Annotated in this window: 25 protein-coding genes; 11 read left to right on the top strand and 14 right to left on the bottom strand. The window is 49.6% G+C overall.

Annotated features, from left to right (window positions below; translation table 11 throughout):
- Positions 1 to 22: 22 nt before the first annotated feature.
- On the bottom strand, positions 23 to 1,150 hold the full coding sequence (locus GWC95_RS14040) for a cysteine desulfurase family protein (protein ID WP_161819355.1): 1,128 nt from the start codon (positions 1,148 to 1,150) through the stop codon (positions 23 to 25).
- Positions 1,151 to 1,318: 168 nt separating this feature from the next.
- Entirely contained in the window at positions 1,319 to 2,698 is a 1,380-nt protein-coding gene (gene glmM / locus GWC95_RS14035; protein ID WP_161819354.1) for a phosphoglucosamine mutase, read from the bottom strand.
- Positions 2,699 to 2,781: 83 nt separating this feature from the next.
- Between glmM and GWC95_RS14030 the strand changes: the two genes are divergently transcribed.
- Positions 2,782 to 3,528, top strand: coding sequence for a class I SAM-dependent methyltransferase (locus GWC95_RS14030; protein ID WP_161819353.1), 747 nt, complete (start codon positions 2,782 to 2,784; stop codon positions 3,526 to 3,528).
- Between the two features lie 34 nt (positions 3,529 to 3,562).
- On the opposite strand, the gene GWC95_RS14025 is transcribed toward GWC95_RS14030, so the two are convergent.
- Complete coding sequence (locus tag GWC95_RS14025) at positions 3,563 to 3,973, bottom strand: hypothetical protein (protein WP_161819352.1); 411 nt, start codon at positions 3,971 to 3,973, stop codon at positions 3,563 to 3,565.
- Positions 3,974 to 4,055: 82 nt separating this feature from the next.
- On the opposite strand from GWC95_RS14025, the gene GWC95_RS14020 reads away from it, so the two are divergent.
- Entirely contained in the window at positions 4,056 to 4,706 is a 651-nt protein-coding gene (locus tag GWC95_RS14020) for a phosphatase PAP2 family protein (RefSeq protein ID WP_161819351.1), read from the top strand.
- Between the two features lie 50 nt (positions 4,707 to 4,756).
- Entirely contained in the window at positions 4,757 to 5,074 is a 318-nt protein-coding gene (locus GWC95_RS14015; RefSeq protein WP_161819350.1) for a ferritin family protein, read from the top strand.
- A 53-nt stretch (positions 5,075 to 5,127) separates the two neighbouring features.
- Here GWC95_RS14015 and GWC95_RS14010 read toward each other — a convergent pair whose 3' ends face one another.
- Positions 5,128 to 5,544, bottom strand: a complete 417-nt coding sequence (locus tag GWC95_RS14010; RefSeq protein WP_161819349.1) for a hypothetical protein — start codon at positions 5,542 to 5,544, stop codon at positions 5,128 to 5,130.
- An 83-nt stretch (positions 5,545 to 5,627) separates the two neighbouring features.
- On the opposite strand from GWC95_RS14010, the gene GWC95_RS14005 reads away from it, so the two are divergent.
- Positions 5,628 to 7,601 (top strand): alpha-L-arabinofuranosidase C-terminal domain-containing protein, encoded by a 1,974-nt coding sequence (locus tag GWC95_RS14005; RefSeq protein ID WP_161819348.1) that lies wholly within the window; start codon positions 5,628 to 5,630, stop codon positions 7,599 to 7,601.
- Positions 7,602 to 7,605: 4 nt separating this feature from the next.
- Here GWC95_RS14005 and GWC95_RS14000 read toward each other — a convergent pair whose 3' ends face one another.
- Positions 7,606 to 8,586: an aldo/keto reductase gene (locus GWC95_RS14000; protein ID WP_161819347.1), complete on the bottom strand. Its 981-nt coding sequence runs from the start codon at positions 8,584 to 8,586 to the stop codon at positions 7,606 to 7,608.
- A 148-nt stretch (positions 8,587 to 8,734) separates the two neighbouring features.
- Here GWC95_RS14000 and GWC95_RS13995 point away from each other — a divergent pair, with 148 nt between their 5' ends.
- A complete protein-coding gene (locus GWC95_RS13995; protein ID WP_161819346.1) occupies positions 8,735 to 10,447 on the top strand; it encodes a GMC oxidoreductase in 1,713 nt (570 codons plus the stop codon).
- A 25-nt stretch (positions 10,448 to 10,472) separates the two neighbouring features.
- Here the strand turns inward: GWC95_RS13995 and GWC95_RS13990 are convergent, their stop codons facing one another.
- The 5 genes from GWC95_RS13990 to GWC95_RS13970 all read right to left on the bottom strand — a co-directional run bounded on the left by GWC95_RS13990 (position 10,473) and on the right by GWC95_RS13970 (position 14,383).
- Entirely contained in the window at positions 10,473 to 10,967 is a 495-nt protein-coding gene (locus tag GWC95_RS13990; protein WP_161819345.1) for a GNAT family N-acetyltransferase, read from the bottom strand.
- Positions 10,967 to 11,476, bottom strand: coding sequence for a signal peptidase II (lspA, locus tag GWC95_RS13985; protein ID WP_161819344.1), 510 nt, complete (start codon positions 11,474 to 11,476; stop codon positions 10,967 to 10,969). Before lspA ends, GWC95_RS13990 begins: the two co-directional genes overlap by 1 nt.
- Before the next feature lie 15 nt (positions 11,477 to 11,491).
- Positions 11,492 to 11,812: a Dabb family protein gene (locus GWC95_RS13980; RefSeq protein ID WP_161819343.1), complete on the bottom strand. Its 321-nt coding sequence runs from the start codon at positions 11,810 to 11,812 to the stop codon at positions 11,492 to 11,494.
- A gap of 138 nt (positions 11,813 to 11,950) precedes the next feature.
- Entirely contained in the window at positions 11,951 to 13,141 is a 1,191-nt protein-coding gene (locus GWC95_RS13975) for a Gfo/Idh/MocA family protein (RefSeq protein ID WP_161819342.1), read from the bottom strand.
- A gap of 27 nt (positions 13,142 to 13,168) precedes the next feature.
- Positions 13,169 to 14,383: a nucleoside permease gene (locus tag GWC95_RS13970; protein ID WP_161819341.1), complete on the bottom strand. Its 1,215-nt coding sequence runs from the start codon at positions 14,381 to 14,383 to the stop codon at positions 13,169 to 13,171.
- Between the two features lie 99 nt (positions 14,384 to 14,482).
- Here GWC95_RS13970 and GWC95_RS13965 point away from each other — a divergent pair, with 99 nt between their 5' ends.
- Together GWC95_RS13965 and GWC95_RS13960 are read left to right on the top strand one after the other, a co-directional pair.
- Positions 14,483 to 15,208, top strand: a complete 726-nt coding sequence (locus GWC95_RS13965) for a ThuA domain-containing protein (RefSeq protein ID WP_161819340.1) — start codon at positions 14,483 to 14,485, stop codon at positions 15,206 to 15,208.
- 88 nt (positions 15,209 to 15,296) lie between these two features.
- Complete coding sequence (locus tag GWC95_RS13960) at positions 15,297 to 15,686, top strand: cupin domain-containing protein (RefSeq protein WP_161819339.1); 390 nt, start codon at positions 15,297 to 15,299, stop codon at positions 15,684 to 15,686.
- A gap of 3 nt (positions 15,687 to 15,689) precedes the next feature.
- On the opposite strand, the gene GWC95_RS13955 is transcribed toward GWC95_RS13960, so the two are convergent.
- Together GWC95_RS13955 and GWC95_RS13950 are read right to left on the bottom strand one after the other, a co-directional pair.
- Positions 15,690 to 16,859, bottom strand: coding sequence for a trans-sulfuration enzyme family protein (locus tag GWC95_RS13955; RefSeq protein ID WP_161819338.1), 1,170 nt, complete (start codon positions 16,857 to 16,859; stop codon positions 15,690 to 15,692).
- A gap of 48 nt (positions 16,860 to 16,907) precedes the next feature.
- Positions 16,908 to 17,327, bottom strand: coding sequence for an OsmC family protein (locus GWC95_RS13950; protein ID WP_161819337.1), 420 nt, complete (start codon positions 17,325 to 17,327; stop codon positions 16,908 to 16,910).
- Positions 17,328 to 17,395: 68 nt separating this feature from the next.
- Here GWC95_RS13950 and metX point away from each other — a divergent pair, with 68 nt between their 5' ends.
- The gene (gene metX / locus GWC95_RS13945) at positions 17,396 to 18,403 is read left to right on the top strand and encodes a homoserine O-acetyltransferase MetX (protein ID WP_161819336.1); all 1,008 of its coding nucleotides are present in this window, start codon (positions 17,396 to 17,398) and stop codon (positions 18,401 to 18,403) included.
- Between the two features lie 48 nt (positions 18,404 to 18,451).
- Here metX and GWC95_RS13940 read toward each other — a convergent pair whose 3' ends face one another.
- The gene (locus tag GWC95_RS13940; RefSeq protein ID WP_161819335.1) at positions 18,452 to 19,111 is read right to left on the bottom strand and encodes a hypothetical protein; all 660 of its coding nucleotides are present in this window, start codon (positions 19,109 to 19,111) and stop codon (positions 18,452 to 18,454) included.
- Positions 19,112 to 19,225: 114 nt separating this feature from the next.
- Between GWC95_RS13940 and GWC95_RS13935 the strand changes: the two genes are divergently transcribed.
- A complete protein-coding gene (locus tag GWC95_RS13935; RefSeq protein WP_237722161.1) occupies positions 19,226 to 19,435 on the top strand; it encodes a DUF6728 family protein in 210 nt (69 codons plus the stop codon).
- Between the two features lie 6 nt (positions 19,436 to 19,441).
- Here the strand turns inward: GWC95_RS13935 and lpxB are convergent, their stop codons facing one another.
- Positions 19,442 to 20,548, bottom strand: a complete 1,107-nt coding sequence (gene lpxB, locus GWC95_RS13930) for a lipid-A-disaccharide synthase (protein WP_161819334.1) — start codon at positions 20,546 to 20,548, stop codon at positions 19,442 to 19,444.
- Between the two features lie 170 nt (positions 20,549 to 20,718).
- Here lpxB and GWC95_RS13925 point away from each other — a divergent pair, with 170 nt between their 5' ends.
- Together GWC95_RS13925 and GWC95_RS13920 are read left to right on the top strand one after the other, a co-directional pair.
- Positions 20,719 to 21,081 carry a BlaI/MecI/CopY family transcriptional regulator gene (locus GWC95_RS13925; RefSeq protein WP_161819333.1) on the top strand — a complete coding sequence of 121 codons (363 nt, stop codon included), beginning with the start codon at positions 20,719 to 20,721 and terminating at the stop codon, positions 21,079 to 21,081.
- Positions 21,082 to 21,086: 5 nt separating this feature from the next.
- On the top strand, positions 21,087 to 23,768 hold the full coding sequence (locus tag GWC95_RS13920) for a M56 family metallopeptidase (protein ID WP_161819332.1): 2,682 nt from the start codon (positions 21,087 to 21,089) through the stop codon (positions 23,766 to 23,768).
- Positions 23,769 to 23,963 lie beyond the last annotated feature (195 nt).

The following is a 23,963-nucleotide window of genomic DNA, read 5'->3' as shown; positions in this document are numbered from 1 at the left end:
GGCAATGATCACTTATTGACGTTTAAATCAGGTCCTTCAATTTTTCAACAACCGTATCGATTTCTTCCTTTGTGTTGTGTTTGCTGAAAGAGAAGCGAACGGTTACCTGGTTGGGGTTGTTGTTGATGGCGCGGATAACGTGCGAACCCTGGTCGGCGCCGCTTGTGCAGGCGCTGCCGCCGCTGGCGCAGATGTTGTTGATGTCGAGGTTGAAAAGGATCATCTCGCTTTTCTCGGTTTTTGGAAAACTTACACTCAGAACCGTGTACAGGCTTCTTCCCAACGGGTCGCCATTGAACGAAACGCCTTTTACATTGCGTTTCAGCTGCTCCATCATGTATACTTTCAAACCTTTGATGTAGGCGCTGTCGTTCTCGTAACCATCGGTGGCAAGCTGTAATGCTTTTGCAAAACCAACGATGCCATAAAGATTCTCCGTTCCCGCGCGCATGTTCCTTTCCTGGCTTCCGCCGTGTACAAATGGTTTGATCTTTACATTCTCATTGATGTATAGAAGTCCAACACCTTTGGGCCCGTGAAATTTATGCCCGGCACCGGTAACAAAATGCACCGGTGTATTTCTCAGGTCGAAAGGAAAATGGCCAACCGTTTGTACGGTATCGCTGTGAAAAATAGCGTTGTATAATTTACAAAGCTCGCCAACCGAATGTATATCGAGCATATTGCCGATCTCGTTGTTGGCATGCATGAGTGTTACCAGGCATTTCTCCTCGCTTTCTGCCAATAGTTTCTCAAGGTCTTCCAGGTCCACATGCCCGTTGGGCAGCAGTTTTACGTAGCTGAGGCTTGCTTCGCCGTTGTGGTACAGGTATTCAACCGTATGCGTGGTGGCATGGTGTTCGATAACCGAAGAGATGATGTGTTTGCACCCCAGGTCGCGTACAGCGGCCAGTATCGCGGTGTTGCTGCTCTCCGTTCCGCCGCTGGTAAAGAAGATCTCTGCGGGGTGGGCGTTCAGCGTTTTTGCCACGCTCTTCCTCGCATTCTCGATCGCCATCCGCGATTCGCGGCCGTAACTGTAGATAGAAGACGGGTTGCCAAAATTGGTCGTCAAAAACGGCATCATCGCTTCCAGCACCTGCGGATCAAGCGGGGTAGTGGCTGCATTGTCCAGGTAAATTCTTTGCATGGTGCAAAAGTAGGAAAACTTGGAGAGTTGTGCGCCCTGATCTCAAGTTGAGGGAAGTTAAAAGGGCTAAAGCAGTTAAAGAAGATCAGCAGCTGACATACCCGTCGAACGCCAAACTTTCTTAACTTCTTTAACCCTTTACCACAAAATCATCCCAAACCCCAAATATTACATCGCCTCTTTGATATCCTGCATCAGTTTCTGTGCAATGTTGCTTGCCGTGGTTTCGAAATTGCTTTCGGCGTAGATGCGGATGATGGGCTCGGTGTTGCTGGTTCGGAGGTGAACCCAGTCGTTTTCGAACTCGATCTTGAGCCCGTCTTCTGTATTGATCTCGTTCTTTTTGTATTTCTTTTTGATGTGATCGAAGATCTTTTTCAGGTCGAAACCCGGTGTGAGCTCAATTTTATTTTTGCTCATGAAATAATCCGGGTAGGTGTTGCGTAACTGTCTTGCAGATTTTTTTTCTTTTGCGAGATGTGTCAGGAACAATGCGATTCCGATCAGCGCATCCCTTCCATAATGAAGGTCGGGAACAATGATGCCGCCGTTGCCTTCGCCGCCGATCACTGCGTTTGTGGCTTTCATCTTATTCACCACATTTACTTCGCCTACTGCGCTCGGTGTGTATTCGCCTCCGTGTTTCACGGTTACATCTTTCAGTGCGCGGGTAGAAGACATATTGCTCACCGTATTGCCTTTCCGGTTGCGCAGTACGTAGTCGGCAACCGCTACAAGTGTATATTCCTCGCCAAACAAGGTTCCGTCTTCGCATACAAAACAAAGGCGGTCAACATCCGGGTCAACGGCAATACCGAGATCGGCATTTTGTTTCTTCACTTCGTTGCAGAGTCCTGATAAATTTTCCGGGAGCGGCTCGGGGTTGTGCGCAAATTTACCGTTCACTTCGCCGTTCAGTACAGATATATCCTTAACACCAAGGGCCTTCAGCAACTGCGGAACGGCAATGGCGCCGGTGCTGTTGATGGCGTCCAGTACAATGTTGAACTTCGCTTTTTTGATGGCCGCAACATCTACCAGCGGGTAATTAACCACGGCATCGATGTGTTGCTGTAAAGCATTTTCATTGGTTGAATAAGCGCCGAGCTGGTCAACCCCCGCAAAAACGAAATCTTCGTTTGCAGCGATCTCGAGCACTTTCGCACCAATTTCGCCGTTGATGAATTCACCTTTGCTGTTGAGCAGCTTCAGTGCGTTCCACTCTTTCGGGTTATGGCTGGCGGTAAGGATGATCCCGCCCGCGGCTTTTTCAAACACAACGGCCATCTCAACGGTGGGCGTGGTGCTGAGGCCGAGGTCAACAACATCGAGCCCGAGTGCGTTGAGCGTACTCACCACGAGCCGTTGTACCATCTCGCCACTGATCCTTCCATCGCGGCCGATGATCACTTTCCTGTTATCACCCTGTTGCGAGAGCCAGGTTCCGAAAGCAGCTGTGAATTTAACAACATCAAGCGGACTCAATGTATCACCCGTTCTCCCACCAATGGTTCCACGGATACCGGAAATGCTTTTGATCAATGCCATGAAAAGATTTTTTAAGGGATGCAAACATAATAGAAATTTTTTGTTTGCCCTGCTGTCGTAATTTTGCAGCATAATGCAGAATTATGCCGGATAAAGCCTGGTACAAAGATTGGTTCAATTCACACTACTACCATTTGCTCTACCAGCACAGGGACGAGGAGGAGGCATTGCAGTTCATCAACACATTGATCCGGTACCTCGATCCGCCCAAAGGGAGCAGGATGGTGGATGTGGCCTGCGGTAAGGGCAGGCACAGCAAGGCACTGGCCGATATGGGGTTTGATGTAACGGGAATAGATCTTTCTGCAGCCTCCATCGAAGAGGCGAAAAAGGACGAAGACGAACACCTGCATTTTTTTCAACACGATATGCGGCTGCCGTTCTGGATCAATTATTTCGGGTACGCGTTTAACTTTTTTACAAGCTTTGGTTATTTCAGAACCAGACGCGAGCACGACAATGCGATCCGCACCATTGCGCAGAGTTTGCAGCCGGGCGGTATTTTTGTGATCGACTACCTCAATGTTCATTACTCGGAAGACCGCCTGGAAAAAACATTCACCACCACCATCGGCGATACTACTTTTCATATTACAAAATGGCAGGATGAGGAGCATTTCTTCAAACAGATCCAGGTAACGGACCAGTTAGACAAGGCGCCGAAACATTTGTATACCGAGCGCGTGGCCAAATTTTCGCTGGGCGATTTTACAGACATGCTTGCCTACCAGGACATGCAGGTGCAGGAGGTGTTTGGCGACTATCAACTCGGCAGGTACGATGTAAGAAAATCGCCCCGTATGATCATCATCGCAAAAAAGAAATCCTGATCAACGATCTTTAGACTGTGCCGTAAAGCAATGATCACGGCTCCCTTCGGCCCCCTGCCTTGGGAACCTTGTACATTTTCGGCCCCGGCACCAGGTAAACACCCGGTACCTTTTTTACCGAACCATAATTGAGCGAAGCTTTGTTGGCGCTGTCGGGCATAAGAATGGGCATGCCATCCAGCTGTGATTCGTAAACATCGAACCCGCGGCCGTTGTTGCCCCTGAAAACGGGAGGAACGGGTTTGGCAGTAATGGCATTCGGCATCCTGTCGATCGGTGCCGCATCGTCCCCGGTAACAATGGTATCGGGCAGGCTGCGCCATAACCGCCCGGCGGTGGCGAGGTTTTTAAGCGAGGTTTTCGGCACAGAATCGGGAGTGGATGGTTTCTGCGCGGAAACACTGGTTGCCGCGGCAAGGCAGCAAATGAAAAATAACGTTCTCATACCAGTAAGATACTTTTTTTGAAAAAATTACACAAGCTGCCGGCAATTTTTTAAACGGAGGTTTCTTGCATTATCTTTACATATGCCGTCGATCACTCTTCTGACCTCTTTTTTTGAAAAAGCATGGACCTGGATCAGCCAGTGGGATACATGGCTCTTTCTCAAGGTCAACACGCAATGGACCAGCCCCCTGCTCGACAGCATCTTTCCCTGGTACCGCGAAGGGAATGCCTGGGTGCCGCTGTACCTTTTCCTGATCATTTTAGCGCTTCATAATTTTGGCAGGCGCGCATGGCCATGGATCCTTTTTGCCATTGTAACGGTAACGATCACGGATCAGACCAGCAGCCATTTACTCAAACCGCTTTTCGGGCGCCTTCGGCCCTGCCGCGATGATGTATTAGCGGGAGAAATGCGGTTGATACTGAACAATTGTTCCGGCGGGTATAGTTTTCCATCGTCTCATGCAACCAATCATTTCGGCTTCGCGATGTTTGCTTTTTTAACGCTGCTGCCGTTGGCAAAAAAATGGCGCTACCTGTTTTTTGTGTGGGCGGCCACGATCTGTTACGGACAGGTTTATGTGGGTGTACATTATCCTTTTGATGTATTCTGTGGAAGTTTACTCGGGTGTTTCCTGGGTGGAATTACGGGTTGGTTCTACAACAAGAAAATAGGCCCGCTGGATCCGGCAGGGCTATCGCCCGCCCCGCAAAGAAACGGCGCGGCATAGTTTTTTCAGCCATTGTGCAAACATACATTCCACACTAAAAACCAATCACCATGGGCTTCGATCAATACCACGAACCGCCGGAAGAATTATCTGCAGACACGCGCACTTTCGCGCGTATGATCACATCGCTTACAGAAGAAGCGGAAGCGATTGGTTGGTACGAACAACGTATTTCGCTTGAGAAAGACAAGGAAGCGAAAAAGATCATGACGCAAACCCAGCAGGAAGAGTTCATACACTTTGCAATGGATCTCGAGTTCCTGCTGCGCAGGAAGCCCAAATGGAAAACGATTATGCAGAACGTTCTCTTTAAACCGGGCGATATCGTGGAGAATGGAGAAAAAGCGGAAAAGGCGGTGGAGGACTAAGCTGCTTCAATCTTACTTAATCAAATCATCGGCCGCTTTACGTTCGTCGTTTACTACAAAGCATACACTTCGTTCCTGACCGCCTCCATCAGCGGGTATACATCCGCCACCAGTTGCTGCGCGCGTTTTTCGGGGTAGCCGGTAAAGATATCGTAATCTTTTGGCCCCTCGTTAGTGGGTGAGTGATAGGTTAACGTGATGTGTTTTTCTTCATTGAACCTTGTAATGATGTTGTATTCCTTCTGGTTCGTATAAGTATTCACGAGTTGATCCAGTAAAGCCATATCGAGTTCAAAGGAGCGGTAGGTGGGAAGGTAATCGTTTTCAAAAAAAAGCGTATCTGCCACATCAAGAATGTGAATGTGTTCCTCGCAGATATTCACGATACGGTCCGATCCTGCATGGATGGCCACATACGGGTATCCGTGGGGCGAATCGGGGTTGTGCAGCATGTAGAGATCAAACAACAAACGAAAACATTTCCAGCAAGATACGCATCTTTCAAACCACCGGGCCGGGCGCGAAGGTGTTTTTCTTTTGTATATTAGCCATCATGGAACCCAACAAACGCTTTTTCTTCAGCCTGCTGCTGCTGTTTACCGCATTGTATACACCGGCGCAGACAACACATACCATCCAGGTGCAACTCAATGAGCCCAGGGCAACCATCAGGCCCACCATGTGGGGTGTGTTTTTCGAAGACATAAACCTCGCTGCCGATGGCGGCCTGTATGCAGAACTTGTAAAGAACCGTTCATTCGAGTTCAATGTTCCGCTGATGGGCTGGAAGGAACAGAAAAAAGGAAGCACAGGCGGAAGCCTGCTCGTGATCAACCGGGGCAAAGAAAAAGAGAACAACCCCAGGTTTCTCAGGGTAAAAAACGCGGTTACGGGAAATTATGGTTTGTCGAACGAAGGCTTCAGGGGCATGGGCGTTGAAAAAAACAAGTACTACGATTTCTCCGTGATCGCACGAAGCGTAAAGGATGCGAAAATAAAAATGCGCATCGAACTCGTGAACGCAAAAGGTGAAGTGATCGGATCCACAAGTGTGGAACCTTCCGGGGCTGCCTGGAAAAAATACAAGGCGGCATTGCTTTCAAACGGTACAGACCAGAAAGCGCAACTGAACATCTGGTTCGAGGGCAAAGGAGAGGTTGACCTCGATATGGTGTCGCTGTTCCCGAGGGATACCTGGAAAAACCGGCCGGGTGGGTTGCGTGCGGATCTTGTTCAACTGCTCGCCGATCTGAAACCCGGTTTCGTGCGTTTCCCGGGCGGATGTATCGTAGAGGGCCGCGACCTTGCCAACCGCTACCAGTGGAAAAAAACGGTGGGTAATGTTGAGGACCGCGAACTCATCATCAACCGTTGGAACACGGAGTTTGCCAACAGGAGCGCACCGGATTATTTCCAGAGTTTCGGGCTTGGCTTTTATGAATATTTTTTATTGTCGGAAGATATTGGAGCCACCCCTTTGCCGATACTGAATTGCGGCATGGCCTGCCAGTTCAACACATCCGAAGTTGTTCCTGCGGATCAGCTCGATCCTTACATACAGGATGCGCTCGACCTGATCGAATTTGCCAACGGGCCCGTAAGTACCAAATGGGGAAAGCTGCGTGCGGCCATGGGGCACCCGTCTCCATTCAACCTTAAAATGATCGGTGTGGGCAATGAACAATGGGGCCCGCAATACGTGGAGCGGTATACGGTGTTTGCAAAAGCGATCAAACAGAAATATCCATCCATACAGCTTGTAAACAGCACAGGTCCTTACTCGGATGGCGAGCTGTTTAATTTTCTCAACGATACGCTTCGCAAAATGAACGCCGATATCCTCGACGAACATTATTACAAACCGCCCGAATGGTTTTTGAAGAATGCGGCGCGTTACGATACCTACGACCGCAGCGGCCCTAAAATTTTCGCCGGTGAATATGCTGCGCACAGCGTTGGCATTCCCAATGGAAAAACAAAGAACAACTGGCGCTCTGCGCTTGCAGAGGCTGCGTTCATGACGGGCCTCGAACGCAATGCAGACATTGTAAACATGGCTTCGTATGCGCCATTGTTTGCGCATGTTGATGGGTGGCAATGGTCGCCCGACCTGATCTGGTTCGACAACCTGCAATCGTATGGCACGCCCAATTATTACGTGCAGAAAATGTTCTCCAACAACCGCGGCACAACGGTGGTTCCCATTCAAATGAACAATGCGGTTATTGCCGGGCAGGATAGTTTGTATGCATCTGCGTGCATAGACAAACCGCGCAATGAGCTCATCATAAAAATCGCAAACACCTTCCACCAAACGAAGCGCATCTCTTTTGTGATGAACGGATCGATGGATCAAAACGCAAAAGCCACGATGCAGGTTTTACGGAACGATGAGATGAATGCAGTGAACTCGTTTGAACAGCCGACATTGATCGTTCCGGTGAACAAAGATGCAGAAGTGAAAAACAAAACACTGAATACAGAACTACCGCCGTATTCTTTTTCGGTGATCAGGGTGAAATTGTAATGAACTAAAACACGAGTTGCAACCCACTTAATTTTTCATCGATCCATTTCATTTCATCGTCACTCAAAACCACTTCGCCTGCCTTTGCATTCTGAACCGCCTGTTCCGCATTGCGTGCGCCAACAAGGGCATGGGTGATGCCGGGGCGCCTGATGGTCCATGCGATCACCAGTTGCGAAAGCGAAATATTTTTTGACGAAGACAGCGGCCTTAATTGATCGAGAAAAGCGTTTACCCGCGTGATGTTCTCATCGGTAAAAAAGCGGTTGCCCTTGCGTGTATCGCCTTCGGCGAAGGGTTGCCCGGGTTTTATTTTGCCCGTTAGCAAACCGCGTTGCATGGGACTGTAAACGATGACGGCTTTTTTATGTTCGATGCAATAGGGAACGATATCAGCTTCAATATCGCGCAGCACCATACTGTAAGGAACCTGGTTTGCCTGGAGCGTTACTGTTTTCTCCGCTTCCTGCATTTGTTCCACCGAATAGTTGGAAACGCCGGCGGCCCTGATCTTTCCCTGTTGAAGCAGCTGCTGCAGCGCTTCCATGGTTTCAGCTATGGGTGTGGTAGGGTCGGGCCAGTGTAGTTGGAAGAGGTCTATGTAATCGGTGCCCAGCCTGCGCAGGCAGTTTTCGCATTCCAGTATCACGCTTTCTTTTTTCGCATAGCGGTACACTTTTTCCCCGTCGAGTTCGAAATGCAGCGAGCCCACTGTAAGATCCCAGCGCAGGCCGAACTTGGTGAGCACTTGCACCTTGTCGCGCGGCAATGTTTTCAGGGCCTCGCCAAGGATCTCTTCGCTGGTGCCCTGCCCGTATACAGGTGCCGTATCGATGGCCGTAACACCGTGTTCGTACGATGCAAGGATCGCCTCCAGCGCCTGTTTGCGGTCTGCGCCGCCCCACATCCATCCGCCAATGGCCCATGCGCCAAACGTGATCGCAGATGCCCGTATTCCCGATTGCCCGATTTGCCTGTATTCCATGCCCCTAATTTCATCAATTAATCGGATTGTACAAGTGAAAAAAGGTTTAGATTAGAGACGGGTTTGAACCAGGCCAGGCGTTGAAGTAAATTAAAGTTTACCCGCCACCAGCCGCCCGGTACTGACCCATCACTCCAAACTTAACCGCATGTCCGATTCAACACTTCTCAACACCAAAGCAAAAACACAGAATACATTTGATGCGATCGTAGTAGGATCGGGAATCAGCGGCGGATGGGCCGCCAAAGAACTTACCGAAAGGGGATTGAAGGTATTGATGCTGGAGCGTGGCCGCGACCACCAGCACATCAAGGATTACAAAACATCGTTCAAAGACCCGTGGGAGTTTCCTTACCGCGGCAAAACAACACAGGCGCAACGCGAGACCTACCCCGTGATCCACCGCGGATGGGCCGCCAATGAACGGATCATGGATTCATGGGTGAATGAAAAGGAAGCGCCTTACACCGAAGTAAAACCCTTTACCTGGTGGAGAAGCTACCAATTGGGCGGTCGCTCCATTTTGTGGGGCAGGCAAAGCTACCGCTGGAGCGATCTCGATTTTGAGGCCAACGCAAAAGAAGGCATCGGTGTAGACTGGCCCATCCGGTACAGAGACATTGCCCCGTGGTACGACCATGTAGAAAAATTCGCGGGCATCAGCGGTTCGCGCGAGGGACTGGCCCATTTGCCCGACGGGCATTTTCTACCACCGATGGATCTGAATTGTGTAGAGAAAGATGTAGCGGCACGCATCAAAGAAAAATTCAAAGGAGAACGGCACCTGTTCATCGGCCGCGTTGCCAATCTTACAGAAGCAATTGAAGGCAGAACCAAGTGCCAGTTTCGCGACAGGTGCTGGGAAGGCTGCCAGTTTGGTGGATACTTCAGCACACAGTCTTCAACCCTGCCCGCCGCGATGAAAACAGGCAACCTTACGGTGCGCCCTTTTTCGATCGTGAAAAACCTTATCTACGATAAGAACACCAAAAAAGCAAAAGGCGTAGAGGTACTGGATGCAGAAACCAACCAAACCTACGAGTACTACGCGAAGATCGTTTTCCTGAACGCATCGGCACTGAATTCAACATGGGTATTGTTCAATACGGCAACCGATGTATGGCCGGGCGGATTGGGCAGCAGTAGTGATCAACTCGGGCACAACGTAATGGATCATCACTACAATTTAGGCGCATCGGGTTCGATAGAAGGGTTCGAGGACAAATATTATTCGGGCAGAAGGGCCAACGGTTTTTACATACCGCGTTTTGTAAACCTGGGCAACGATAAACGGGATTTTCTCCGCGGCTTCGGCTACCAGGGCGCGGCCAGCAGGTTTGGTTGGAACAGGCAGGTGGCAGAACTAAGCGTTGGCGGCGAGTTCAAAGACGAAGCCGCCGAACCCGGCGGATGGGGCATAGGCGCAACAGGGTTTGGTGAAATACTTCCGTATCATGAAAACAGGATCACGCTCGACAGGAATGCGAAAGACAAATGGGGATTACCTGTTTTATCAATGGACTGCGAAATGAAAGACAACGAACTCAAAATGCGCAAAGCCATCGTGGAAGAGATAAAGAACATGTTTGAAGCGGTGGGCGTAAAAAAAATAAATACATGGGACAATGGCCATGCGCTTGGTCACGGCATCCACGAAATGGGAACGGCGCGCATGGGCAATGATCCGAAGACATCTGTGCTCAATAAAAACAACCAGGTATGGGATGCGCAGAATGTTTTTGTAACCGATGGTGCGTGTATGACGTCTTCTGCCTGCCAGAATCCATCGCTTACTTATATGGCGCTTACGGCAAGGGCAGCGGATTTTGCGGTTGGTGAGTTGAAGAAAGGTAACCTCTGATCCTGCGTTTTTTGGATCGCGGTTCTCAATCTATGCGCCTGCCCAATATAAGCAGGCTTCTTTCAACTCCATCCAGCGAAGCGATGTTGGGCAAATGGCCCCATTCGTCAAAACCCGCATGGCGAAAGAGTTTCAGGCTGGGTAGGTTGTGCGAGAAGATGTAACCGATCAGGGTTTTAAGCCCGAGCGTTTTTGCGCGGCCGATGGTGTAAAGTAATATTTCTTTTCCCAGGCCCTTTCCTCTTTGCGTGTGATGAAGGTAAATGCTGATCTCAGCCGTGGCCGCATACGCGGGTCTTCCATAAAACGCCTGGAAACTTACCCAACCGATGGTGTTTTTTTCTTCGTCTTCAATGACCCACAAAGGAAGTTGTTCGTTGTGCGCTTCAAACCATCCGCGTTTGCTGCTGGTGCTAACTTCTTCGGTATCTGCCGTAACCATTCTTGTGGCAATGGTAGAATTGTAGATAGACACGATGTTGTCCAGGTCGTCAATCACTGCGTTGCGGTAGGATGGCATCAGGCGGGTATTTCCGGTTTGGCAATTTTTTTATCGCGGTAAAAAAACAGCAGCCCGATCGCTCCCGCAGACACACAAACATCTGCAAAATTGAAAACACCCGTTCGTATGCTTTCCGTTCCGATCACCATAAAATCCGTTACGTGCCTGTCGAACAAAAGCCGGTCTATGATGTTTCCCAACCCGCCCGAAATGATCAGCGCAAAAGAAAATACTTTCATCGCGCGCATCTGTTCCGTTTGCCGTAAGATGTAAACCGACAGGTAAAGCAAAAAAGCCAATGGCAGTATTCCCAATAGCCAGAGCCCTGCCGTTTTGGGCAGCCCATCGCCAAAACTCATGGCAGCCCCTGTGTTTTCTACATACATCAACTGCACCGTTTTGTTGAAGTACGAAACAGTGGGCTTGTTCATCAGGTGTTTTTTCGCAAGGTCCTTGGTTACCCTGTCGCAACTGATGAAAAGAATGGTGCTCAGGAAGAAAATGTAGATTTTATAACGTGCGCTCATACCGGTGCATTTGGGTTAATAGGCCGCAATAGAATCGTAGACGGTTACTTTTTTCCAGAGGTGTTTACAGGTTGCCACAAAGTGGAGGTGCAGGGGGTCGTCCTGGTACTCATCCTGCGCCTCCCTTGAGGGGAAAACGGCGAGCCAGGAGAACTGGTAAGTTGTTTCAATCACATCGCGGTTGGTGGATGCAGGCACACCAATGTGAAACTGTTGTATCGACGGCACTTTGGCCAATGCTTCGAGCCCTGCCAGCAATGCAGCGTGGTCTTCTTTGCTTTCAGGATTGGCGAGCCAGAAATAGACGTGGTGGATGAAAAGGTCTTGCGTAAGCATGGGATCTTATTGAATTGATTCATTTAAATATAAGAAAAGAAAACAAGCTTCCCGAAAAAGGCACAGGAGCCAAGGCCAACACCGTTATCACTAGTTAATCCCGGTGCCGTTGCCACTGCTCTTGTGCCTTCGTGTTTTCTATATCGTTTGCTCGATGATCTTACCGGTATGTTTGTTTTTCAGGATCAGCTTTTTGGCGCCGTAGTGGGTCATCTCTTCTTTTACGAGGTAATGGTCTGTATCGTATTCCACGAGGTGGCTCTCTTTGGTTAACCCGGTTTGTCCGCGCCAGATATCGAGCTGCACCGGCTCCCATAATTTGCTTTTGGCCGAGCGGTAGGCTGCGTCGAGAATGGCATTTACAACATAGCCGTCGTAAAACGTTTCTTTGGGCGGTTCATTTTTTTCCATCGCGTTGAACATGTCCATGAACATATGGTTGTAACCAAGTTCATTCAGTTCATCGCCCACCGGGAACAGCCAGCCGCTGTTGCTCTCGGCTTTTTCGGCCACATAGTCTGCGCCTTTTCCTGTGGTGAACATATCGAAACCCGTACGGAGAAAACTGTTGATCCAGATCGTTCCTTCGGTGCCCATCACCTCATCGCGCAGGTCGAGGCCGCCCCTGAAGGTCCAGCTCACTTCAAACTGACCGATGGCGCCGTTCTCGTATTTTACAAGGCCTATGGCATGGTCCTCCGCATCTATTGGTTTTACCTGCGTATCTGCCCAGCACATTACTTCTACCGGCCTGATGTCTTTGCCGATGTAACTGCGCGTAATTTCCACGCAGTGGCAACCCAGGTCGAGGATACAACCGCCGCCTGCCTGTTCAATATCCCAGAACCAATCGCTGTGTGGGCCGGGGTGGGTTTCTCTCGATTTTGCCCACAACACCCTGCCCAATGCGCCGTTCCGTACGCTCTCATTGGCTTTGATGAATTTGGGTGTGTAAACAAGATCCTCGAGGTATCCGTTAAAAATGCCTGCTTCTTCAACCGCAAGCAACATGCGTTTGGCTTCTTCGGCATTGCGGCCGAGTGGCTTGGTGGTCATCACGGCTTTTTTGTACTTGCAGCAAAGCATCACCGCCGCTTCGTGCAGGTTGTTGGGCAAGGCGATGCAAACGATGTCTACAGCCGGGTGTGCGATCGCTTCTTCCATATTGGTTGTCCAGTGTTCGCAGCCATAATCCTGTGCAAATTTTTTTGCGCTTTCTTCCCTGCGGGAATAAATACTGGTCACTTTATCCCGGCTCCTGTAGCCCTGGAGCGAGTCGGCATAAAAACGCCCGATAAAACCGGAGCCGAGCATGGCAATTCTTTTCATATGGTTTGTTTTCATTTTTTGTTTAACTCATCCTTTCTGCGCGGCAGTGAGGGTTTGGGAACGATTCTCTTTGAAGAAAATGATAAAATACAGCAACACCCCCGCCGCAATATACGCCGGCACGTGCCATATCGCCGTCCAGTTGTGCGATCCATCGCCAACGGCATGCTGGTCGTACACATACCCCGAATACCAGGTTCCTATAAACATACCCACGCCATAGGTGGCGAAGGTGAACAATCCCTGCGCCGCGTTTTTTATTTTGGCGCCGGCTTTCTTTTCGGTATACATGTAGCCGGTTACAAAGAAGAAATCGTAACAGATGCCGTGCAATATGATGCCGGCATACAGCATCCAGCTGTTGTTTGCCACATCACCGTAAGAGAAAAATACGTAACGCAGTATCCAGGCGAGCATGCCCACCAGTATCATTTTCTTTACGCCAATACGGTTGAAAAGGAACGGGATGGCAAGGATAAACACCGCTTCCGAAACCTGCCCCAGGGTCATTTTACCTGTCGCATTTTCAAAACCTATTTCGTCGAGAAACTTGTTGCCGAAGCCATAGTAGAAAGAGAGCGGAATGCAAACCAGGATCGCTGCGATAAAAAATACGGTATACGACCGTTGCCTGAATAAAACAAATGCATCGGTGCCCAGCGCTTTTGCGGCAGATGCTTCTGTAGACCGGGCCTTGGGGGGCGTATCGGGTAAAACAAAACTCAGCAGTCCCAATACTACTGAAACGGCTGCGGCCATGTAAAATGTGTAAGATGATTTTGCGATGTCGAATTTGGTGATGAGCAGTCCTGCAACGATCCAGCCCAGCGTTCCGAACACGCGGATCCATGGAAACTGTTTACCGGCGTCTGTCATCTGCGAAAAAGCAACGCTGTTGCTGAGTGCGATGGTGGGTGTATACAGCAATGAATAGCCCAGTATGACCCAATAAAAAGTGCCGCTGTTCTCTATTTTGGTGGCAAGAAACAAAAGCGCCGCGCCGAGCAGGTGCAATACACCCATGATCTTTTGCGCGGAGAAGAAGCGATCGGCCACCAATCCTACAAAAAAAGGAGAGATCATGGTGGCAATGGCAAGCGCGCCGTAGGTGGTTCCGATCTCTACGCCGGTGGCATGAAGACTGGTGGCCATGTAGGTGCCCAGCGTAACGTACCAGGCGCCCCAGATAAAGTATTCCAAAAACATCATCGAAGCAAGCAGGGAGCCGGTGGTGGTTTTCATGGGCAGTGTTTATTTCAGTTTCTTTTGGTAGATTTATGATCCAGCGTTGAATCGCTGTCAATTTAGCCAATAAATCAACAACGGTATCAAAAAAACCATATGAAAAAAATTACCCTGCTCGCCAGTTTCAGCATTGCCGCCTGCCTGTTTTTCTCTTTTACGGTTGAGAAAAAAATGAAACGCATATTGGTGTATTCCAAAACAAAAGGATATCACCACGCAAGCATCCCCGCGGGTATCGCGGCCATCCAGAAACTGGGCGCCGAAAACAGGTTTGCGGTAGACACTACCACCGACTCCACTTTCTTCACCAAAAGAACACTGAAAAAATACGCAGCCGTTGTTTTCATGAGCACCACGGGCAATGTGCTTACCGATGACCAGCAGGCAGCATTTGAAAAATACATCCGGGGTGGCGGCGGTTTTGTGGGCATCCACGCAGCAACAGATACCGAGTACGACTGGCCCTGGTACAATAAACTGGTCGGCGCTTATTTTAAAAGTCACCCGAAACAACAAAAAGCCATCATCCAGGTTGTCGACTCCACGCATATTTCTACCCGGCACCTTCCGCAAAAATGGGAGCGTTTTGATGAATGGTACAATTTCAAAAGCCTGCAGAACGGGTTGCATGTGCTGCTGACCATCGACGAGAAGAGTTATACCGGCGGCGAGAACGGCGATGTTCACCCGATGGCTTGGTACCACGATTTTGATGGCGGGCGTTCTTTTTATACCGAACTCGGGCATACCGATGAGTCTTTTTCAGACCCGCTTTACCTCAGGCACCTGCTGGGTGGTATACGCTATGCGATGAAGGATTAGTATGGGGAAATAATTCCCCCGTAACGCATATAATTTTACTGCACCGTTTTTGCATTGGTATTGTTACAACTAAACAACACCAATCACGATGAAAACGACCGATTCTACCTACAACAGACCGGAGGGAGCAAGGGTTCTGGACGCTCCGTATGTGATCACCGACATCAACACTTCTTTGCAACAATTGCAACATGAGCATGGTTGGGAAGAGACTGACTGCAACGGCATCACCCTGTTTAAAACAGACAATCTTACCACGGTGCTCATCTGTATGCACACCGGCTCCCGCATTGGAGAAAACTCTATTGATGGAACCGTTACCATGCAGATCCTCGAAGGCGAAGTGGAACTGACCGCCGATGAAGAGGTGGTAACTTTACACGCCGGCCAACTGGTAATGCTGCACCACGAAGTTACCCACAGCCTGCTGGCTACAGAGGAAACGATGGTGTTGCTTACCAATCACACCTGCTGTTAAGCATTAACATTTTTCAAGCGCCTGGAGAATATCGTTGAGTATATCTTCCTTATGTTCCAGGCCAACGCTGATACGGATCAGGCCGGGCGTAATGTTCACGGCCTGCCTTTCCGCTTCGCTCAGTTTTGCATGCGTGGTGCTTGCCGGGTGCGAGGCTATGCTTCTTGTATCGCCAAGGTTTGCGGTGAGCGAAAGCATTTCCAGGCTGTTCAGGAATTTTCTGCCCGCATCAAGGCCGCCCTTCAGTTCAAAACAAACAACACCGCCGCCATTCTGCATTTGTTTTTTTGCGATGGCATATTGCGGGTGGCTCTGTAGGAACGGGTAGCGCAGCGAGCTGATCTTTTCATGTTTCTCCAACGCTTCCGAAATAAACAACGCATTTGATGCGTGGCGCTCCATTCTTACATCAAGCGTTTCCAGGCTTTTACTCAATACCCATGCATTGAAAGGAGAAAGTGCCGGTCCCGTGCTCCTGCAAAACAGGTAAATTTCCTTGATCAGTTCTTTTTTCCCAACTACCACGCCACCGAGCACACGGCCCTGCCCGTCTAACCATTTTGTTGCAGAATGAACCACCAGGTCGGCGCCATAGGCGATGGGTTGCTGCGCCATTGGTGTTGCAAAGCAATTGTCTACATTAAAAATGATGTTGTGTTTTTTTGCAACACGGCCGATCATTTCCAGGTCCAGTACATCGAGGCCGGGATTGGTTGGCGTTTCCAGGTAGATCATTTTTGTATTGGGCCTGATGGCGGCTTCCCAATCCTTTTCTGTTGCATCGGCCGGAACGTATGAGAATTCGATGCCGAACCTGGGCAGGTATTTCGAAATCACGGTATGTGTGCTGCCAAAAATGGCATTGCAGCCGAGCAGGTGATCGCCCTGTTTCATCAGCGCCATGAATGAACCAAATACGGCGCTCATACCCGAGGCGGTAGCGTAACCCGCTTCAGCGTCTTCGAGCGCGCACATTTTATCGATGAATTCCTGTACGCCGGGATTGCTGAAACGGCTGTATATATTATCATCCGACTCATCCGCAAAAGCCGCGCGCATCTCCTCCGTATTGTCGAAACAGAAACTGCTGGTGAGAAACAGGGGAGTGGAGTGCTCCATTTCATTGGTGCGTTCGGTTTGTATGCGTACCGCTTTTGTTTGTTTGTGTGGCATGGAGGGAATTTTGAAAATTTGGAATAAGGAAAACGGAACGGCTGTTTGCTATTTTACTTCAACATCCCATTCGATCGAACATCCCGCTGTGCGCAGTGTTGCCGCAACGGAGCAATATTTTTCCAGCGACAAGGCACATGCTTTTTGCGCTTTGTCAAGATCAACCTTTCCTGAAAAAGAAAATTGAATGTGCACGTGCTTCCACAAAGCCGGTTCTTTCCCGGTTTCGCGTTCGCCGTTGACCACCATTTCGAAAGAATCGATCTCCTGTCGTTGTTTTTTCAGGATCGAAAGGATGTCGATACCGCCGCAACCACCCAGTCCCATCAGGATCGTCTGCATCGGGCGAATACCCGAGCCGTGCCCGCCAATGGCTTCAGCCGCATCCATCCTAAGCGAATGACCGTTAGTATCGGAGGCTTCCATCGCGTAAGCGTCATCCACTCTTTTGATATGAATTGTTGCCATTTAAAAGATTTATGCAAATGTAATTTAACCATGCACTTATTTTGCTTTGAAATGCGGAATAATACTTTATGAAATTCTTTGACCATACAGACGATTTTACACTCGAGAACGGCACTACGCTTCCTTCCCTCCGTATCGCTTACCATACCTACGGCCAATTGAATGCGGATAAAAGCAACGTCGTATGGATCTGTCATGCATTAACGGCCAGCTCCGATGCGGCCGACTGGTGGAAAGGGCTGGTAGGAGAGGGCTGCCTTATTGACCCGGCAAAATATTTCATCGTCTGCGCCAATATACTCGGCTCCTGTTACGGATCAACCGGTCCTGCAAGCGAAAATCCTGCTACCAGAAAACCTTATTACTCCGATTTTCCCAATGTAACCATACGCGATATGGTGAATGCACACATATTGCTGCGCAAACACCTTCACATCAACCAAATCCATTTGCTGATGGGCGGAAGCATGGGCGGTTACCAGGCGCTTGAATGGGCAGTGATGGAAAAAGACGTGATCGGGAAATTATTTCTCATCGCCACCTCGCCTTCAGAAAGCGCATGGGGTGTTGCGGTGCACACCGCGCAGCGACTGGCGATTGAAGCAGACAGTACCTGGAAAGATCATACACCAGGCGCCGGTGCCAAAGGCTTGAAAGCAGCACGCGCCATCGGTATGCTTACCTACCGCAACTATGGAACTTTCCAGGAAAAACAAACGGACCCCGACCCGGAAAAGACCGATGATTTTAAAGCGTCGTCTTATTTGAACTACCAGGGAGATAAACTGGTGAAACGTTTCAATGCGTACAGTTACTGGTTGCTTACCAAGTCGATGGACAGCCATCACCTCGGAAGGAAAAGGGGTGGTGACCTCATCACTGTTCTGCGATCCATACAACAACCCACGCTCATCATCGGGATACGCAGCGATATTTTATGTCCGCTGGATGAGCAACGATTCATGGCAGACCATATCCCCAATACAAAATTCATCGAGATCGATTCTGCGTATGGTCACGACGGCTTCATCATTGAAACGGCGCAGATCAGTCATTTTCTCCGGGAGATGCTGTAGCATAACGCGTTCTGTGATCAGGCTTCAGCATTCATGGATCCTGCACGGTCATCGCGGATCTTTTTTCGGGATCGCCTTGCGCTCCGTATAACCAGCGGTAGACACAGCGAACGTGGCATCGGGAACCGGTTTGAGCGATAATTCGGTTGCGGTGACCTTTGATTTGATCGCCCCTTTGTCTATGTCGATCTCGAGCGGCATGCCCTTTATTTTTGCCGCGATCGCTTCATTAATAAATCCTGTTGAAGCCGAACAGTTTATTTTATCGGTATACCAGATGGTAAGGGTTGCGGTATTGCCCTTGTGGTCCTTGTCGGTAACGATCATTTTGGTGCAATCAAATCCCAATATTTTTTTCTTTTCAGTGGTAACCGTAACCACGGGCTCGGGAGCCTTTGGCTGCGGTATGCGTTTCAGAGCGCTGTTGGGGTTGCGGGTATATATCTTTTCCCCGGTGCCATCCATGAACGTGATCGTTTCTTTGCTGTCGGTAAGCGTACGCATGGTATACAACGGGGTAACCAGCTCGGTGAGAGATCTTTCGTTTTTGAAATAAATACTCATTCCGCTGTTGCCGGCCAGTGCAGACAACATTTCGTTTCCACCAGCACCCGAAATTGCGGTCTTGTACCTTACAAAACCTTCTTTTACCTGCGCAAGGCCCGGCAGCCAGCCAACAAGCGCCGCCAGCACGATCAGTTTTCTCATTTCAAACAATTTGTTCAAACAATATACTGCTAAATCACAATCGGCTGCGTGTTTTGTATGAACGGTTTTATACCTTTGTAAGGAGACGGGAAGAACAAACGCAATGACCTGTACATGCGAAACGCCTGCCTCCAAACGCTTATGGGCATCTGGAAACAAATAGCGGAATACCTTTACATCAAAAAGCGCGACCCCAACGAAGAACGTACGCAGTGGATGAAATACATGCACGGTATGAACCGTATCTCACTCATCATGTTCCTGGTAGCCGTGCTGATCATTATTTTTAAGCTGGTGGTGATCCCGTTGCTGAGAGGGCACTAGCATCTTTCAATTTTTCAGCAAACCCAGGATCTTTTCTGCCGCCTGTTCAGATGCATGTCCGCCTGCACGCAGCAGGGTTTTCAGGTCTGCATAATCTTTCCGGAGGGCTTGGATTTTCTTTTCATCGTTGAGCAGGAGGGTGAGCTCTTTAACGAGGTTGTTTGTTGTGAGCTCGTGTTGAATCAGCTCTTTTACCACTTCCTTATCCATGATCAGGTTAACCAGTGAAATGTATTTGATCCTGATCAGTCGCTTCGCGATCTGGTAGCTGATGTTGCTGCCCTTGTAACATACCACTTCCGGCACACCAAACAGGGCCGTTTCGAGCGTTGCCGTTCCGCTGGTTACCAGCGCGGCGCGGGAGCGGAGCAGGAGGTCGTAGGTCTGGTTGCGAACAGACGAAACATTTTTATAGGCCGCCAGTAACGGCGCGTAAAAATCATCTTCCAACCCAGGCGCCTTTGCTACCACGAACTCATATTGCGGAAACGATTTTGCCACATCGAGCATGATGGGTAGTTTTTTGCTGATCTCCTGTTTGCGGCTGCCGGGCAACAGCGCGATCGTATTTTTTTCTGCGGATGACACGGTTGCCCCGGCCAGTTTCGCATCGATCACTTCTGCCAGCGGGTGCCCTACGTATTCCACATCCCAATCCCAGCGGTTCTTGTAATACGCTTTTTCAAAAGGAAGGATACAAAGCATCAGGTCGATGTTCTGTTTCATTTTCTTCACGCGGTTCTCTTTCCACGCCCATACCTGTGGAGAGATGTAGTACACTACCGTAAACCCCTGCTGCTTTGCCCATTCGGCAATACGAAGATTGAAACCCGGGTAATCGATCAGTACCAACACATCGGGTTGAAAACGGGCGATGTCCTGCTTACAGAATTTTATGTTCTTAAGGATCGTGGGCAGGTTCCTGATTACTTCTGCAAAACCCATGAAGGCCAGCTCGCGGTAGTGCTTCACCAGCGTGGCCCCGGCGGCCTCCATCAGGTCGCCGCCCCAGCAGCGGATCTGCGCCTGCCCATCCTTTGCAAACAACTGTTTCACGAGGTTGCTCCCGTGCAGGTCGCCACTGGCTTCGCCGGAAATGAGGTAGTATTTCATATTCACGTGCAAGTTAGGGGGCAGCTTTGAGCCATACGCTATGAACCACCGGCTTTTTTATAGGCATGACCGGATCAAAACCCGGATCCCGACCGCGTAAGCAGACTAGAAAAATAGTTTGCAAACTAAATAATTAGTTATTATATTTACTTACAATCAAACCGCACCACATGAAACCATTGACCAAGGCAGAAGAACAGATCATGCAAAGCATCTGGAAACTGGAAGAGGCGTTCCTCAAAGACATCATTGAAGCGCAGCCTGAGCCGAGGCCGCATTCGAATACGATTGCAACGATCGTGAAGATATTGGTGGACAAAGGTTTTGTAGGCGTTACACCTATCGGCCGCGTGCACCAGTATTACCCATTGGTTTCGAAGGAAGATTATTCAGCGGGCACGATCCGCACTTTGGTAGAGGGTTATTTCGAGGGCTCGTTCAGCGATGCGGTTTCTTTTATGGTAAAGCAGAAAGACATCAGCGTCAAGGAACTTGAATTGTTGTTGCAACAGATCAAACACGCTAAAAAATAATTGCCATGCTTACGATCGCTTATTACTTTTTACAGGTGATGCTCTGCAGCGGGATGCTCATGGGCTATTATTGGCTGGTGCTGCGCAACAAACGTTTCCACCAGTACAACCGTTTCTTCCTGCTTGCGGCCGCGCTGCTTTCGTGGATCGTTCCGCTGATCAAGATCACCTGGACCGCACCCGCGCTGCAAAGCGAGGCGCCCCCGGTGATGAATATTTTAGCGGTCGTTGCCAATAACAACACGCAGATCGAAACCACGCTCACGCAAAAAGCATTTGTCTGGAACTGGGACCTTGCGGCCTCCATTCTTTACATAACCATATCGGCCATACTGTTGCTGGCCATGATCCATGCTTTTGTAAAACTGTACCGGTTGCTGAAACACCATTCCTGTAAAAATGTGGGCGATGTGTTCCTCATTCTCACACATGCAAAAGGAACACCGTTCTCATTCTTCCGCTACATTTTCTGGAACGAAGAAATTGATATTCGGAGCCAGGCCGGGCAGCAGATACTCAGGCACGAGCTTACGCATGTGCAGCAGAAACATTCTTTCGATAAACTTTTTATACAGGTCATGCTCATCGGCGGGTGGTTCAATCCTTTCTTCTGGTTGTTGAAAAAAGAAATGGAAATGATCCACGAATTCATCGCCGATAAAAAAGCGGTGAACAACGGCGATACGGCTGCGCTGGCGCAGATGCTGCTCACGGCCGCTTACCCGCAGCAGAGATTTGCGTTAACGCACCCGTTTTTCTTTTCACCCATCAAAAGAAGGTTGCTGATGCTTGCCAACAACAAAACGCCGCGTTTCAGTTACATACGCAGGTTGGTGGTATTGCCTTTGCTGGCCATCGTAGTGGTATTGTTTGCCTTCAGGAGCAAGGCCCAGCGCAACGGCGAAATATCCATCGCTTCGGTTGTTGAGAATTATAAGGAAGACATCAGGGATGTATTTGCGAAAGAAGAAGAACAACCCGACGGCTTTATACTGGTGAATGGAAAAAAGATCGATGCGGAAACCATCAGCATGAAAGAACTGGTAAGCACCTCTTACATGATAGGATTGCTGGATGAAAAACGGATTTCCTCAGACAGGAACAGCATCGCCTTCGAACCCATAAGAAATATGCAGGTTGCCGACCCGGTTTTTATCCTCAACGGGCAACGCGCTTCTAAAGAAGAGATCTACAATATCGATCCCGCAACGATCGAATCTATACACGTCTACAAAAATGCACAGGCCATAGAATTGTTTGGCGCAGATGCTGCAAACGGGGTAATTGCCATTAACCTGAAACCGGGTACAGGAAATGCAGTAAATGCTGCTTCGGTAAAAGAAAACGGCAACTTTTCCTTACCACTTCAATCCGGCGTTGCAAAAGATACCTACAACAACGTTGCACGGAACAGGAAGGTATATGTCAATGTGATCCTTTACCAGGGCGAAGAAAAAAACCGCATTTATGAAGAAGTGAGTGAAACAAAAAGTGATGAGAACGGAAATTTTTCCGTTAAGATCGGAGGGGGAACAAAAGACGCGTCTTCAAAAGACCTGTCGCAGGTAGACCTCTCGCGCGGCCCCTTTTACGTTAACCTCAAAGTGGCCGTAGCGCCATCCATTCCCGCGGCATGGTGGCAGCCTTCGCAGAATTATGCAGATCTTGGTTTTTCGCAGGTTTTGGTAAAAGACAACAGGAAAGAAAACGACCCGGATGCGCTGAAAGATGTAGTTGTATCCGGGTACAAAAGCGCGAATACCGGAACGCAAACCGTATCAAAAAATACATTTCTTGTAACCGACACCACCGGCAATGTGAGCTGGAGAACACCGCAGGTAGGCGGCCAGAAAGACAAAGGCGCGGATGAGGTTACGGTGGTTGGTTATGCAACGCCCATCTCAAGACAAACCGCGGCGCAACCCGCGCGTTTCCCCGGTGGTGATATTGCCTGGGAGAAATACCTGGTGCGTAACCTGGATAAGGACATTCCCAAGAAAAACAACGCAACGCCGGGTAGGTATACGGTTGTGGTTTCTTTCCTGGTCGACAAAGAGGGCGGCATCAGCGATGTGCACGCGGAGAACGATCCGGGTTTCGGCACAAAAGCAGAAGCAGAGCGCATGATCCTGAAAGGCCCGAAATGGGTTCCGGGAACAAACGAGCGCGGCAAGGCAGTATTGTTCAGGCAGCGCCAGCCCATCAGTTTTGTGTATGAAGACGAAAAACCAACTATTACCGTAACGGGTGTTAAGATCAAGGCACCCAACACGTCTTCCGACAGCAGGGGTATGATATCGGCGGTATCCGTTCCGGGTATATCCGGAACGATCACCGGCGGAACATTCAGTGGTACATCGGGCGCTTCAACGGTTACGCCGCCCGCATTCCCGGGTGGATTGCCTGCGTGGTCGAAATACGTTGAAAGAAGTGTAAACCTCGAAGAAATGGTCGCCAAAGGCGCGCCGCCGGGAACCTATACGGTGATCGTATCGTTTTTTGTAGCGGAGGATGGAACGGTCTCCGACATCCGCGCCGACAATGACCCTGGTTTCGGTTCAAAACAACAAGGCATCCGCCTCATAAGCAAAGGCCCAAAATGGGTTCCTGCGATGGCCAACGGGAAACCCACCACGGCGCGTCACAGGGCAGCGATCTTATTTACCCTCGGGGGAGGGCAGCCCTAGTGTTCGCAGAGAACAGTGAGTGGTCAGTAGTGAGTAACGTTGTAGGAGGAGCCGGCCCAACGGGGGTTAATGAAAATTTTCCGGGCTGTCTTCCGGCAACAACTTACTGCTGACCACTTATCACTTACCATTGATCATCAGATACCGCGCCATTCGCGGATCGCGCAAGCTTTCTCGCCTCCCTTATACTAAACC

This window comes from Sediminibacterium roseum (assembly GCF_009939005.1).
GTDB lineage: Bacteria > Bacteroidota > Bacteroidia > Chitinophagales > Chitinophagaceae > Sediminibacterium > Sediminibacterium roseum.
This window is presented reverse-complemented; position numbering and strand designations above follow the sequence as displayed.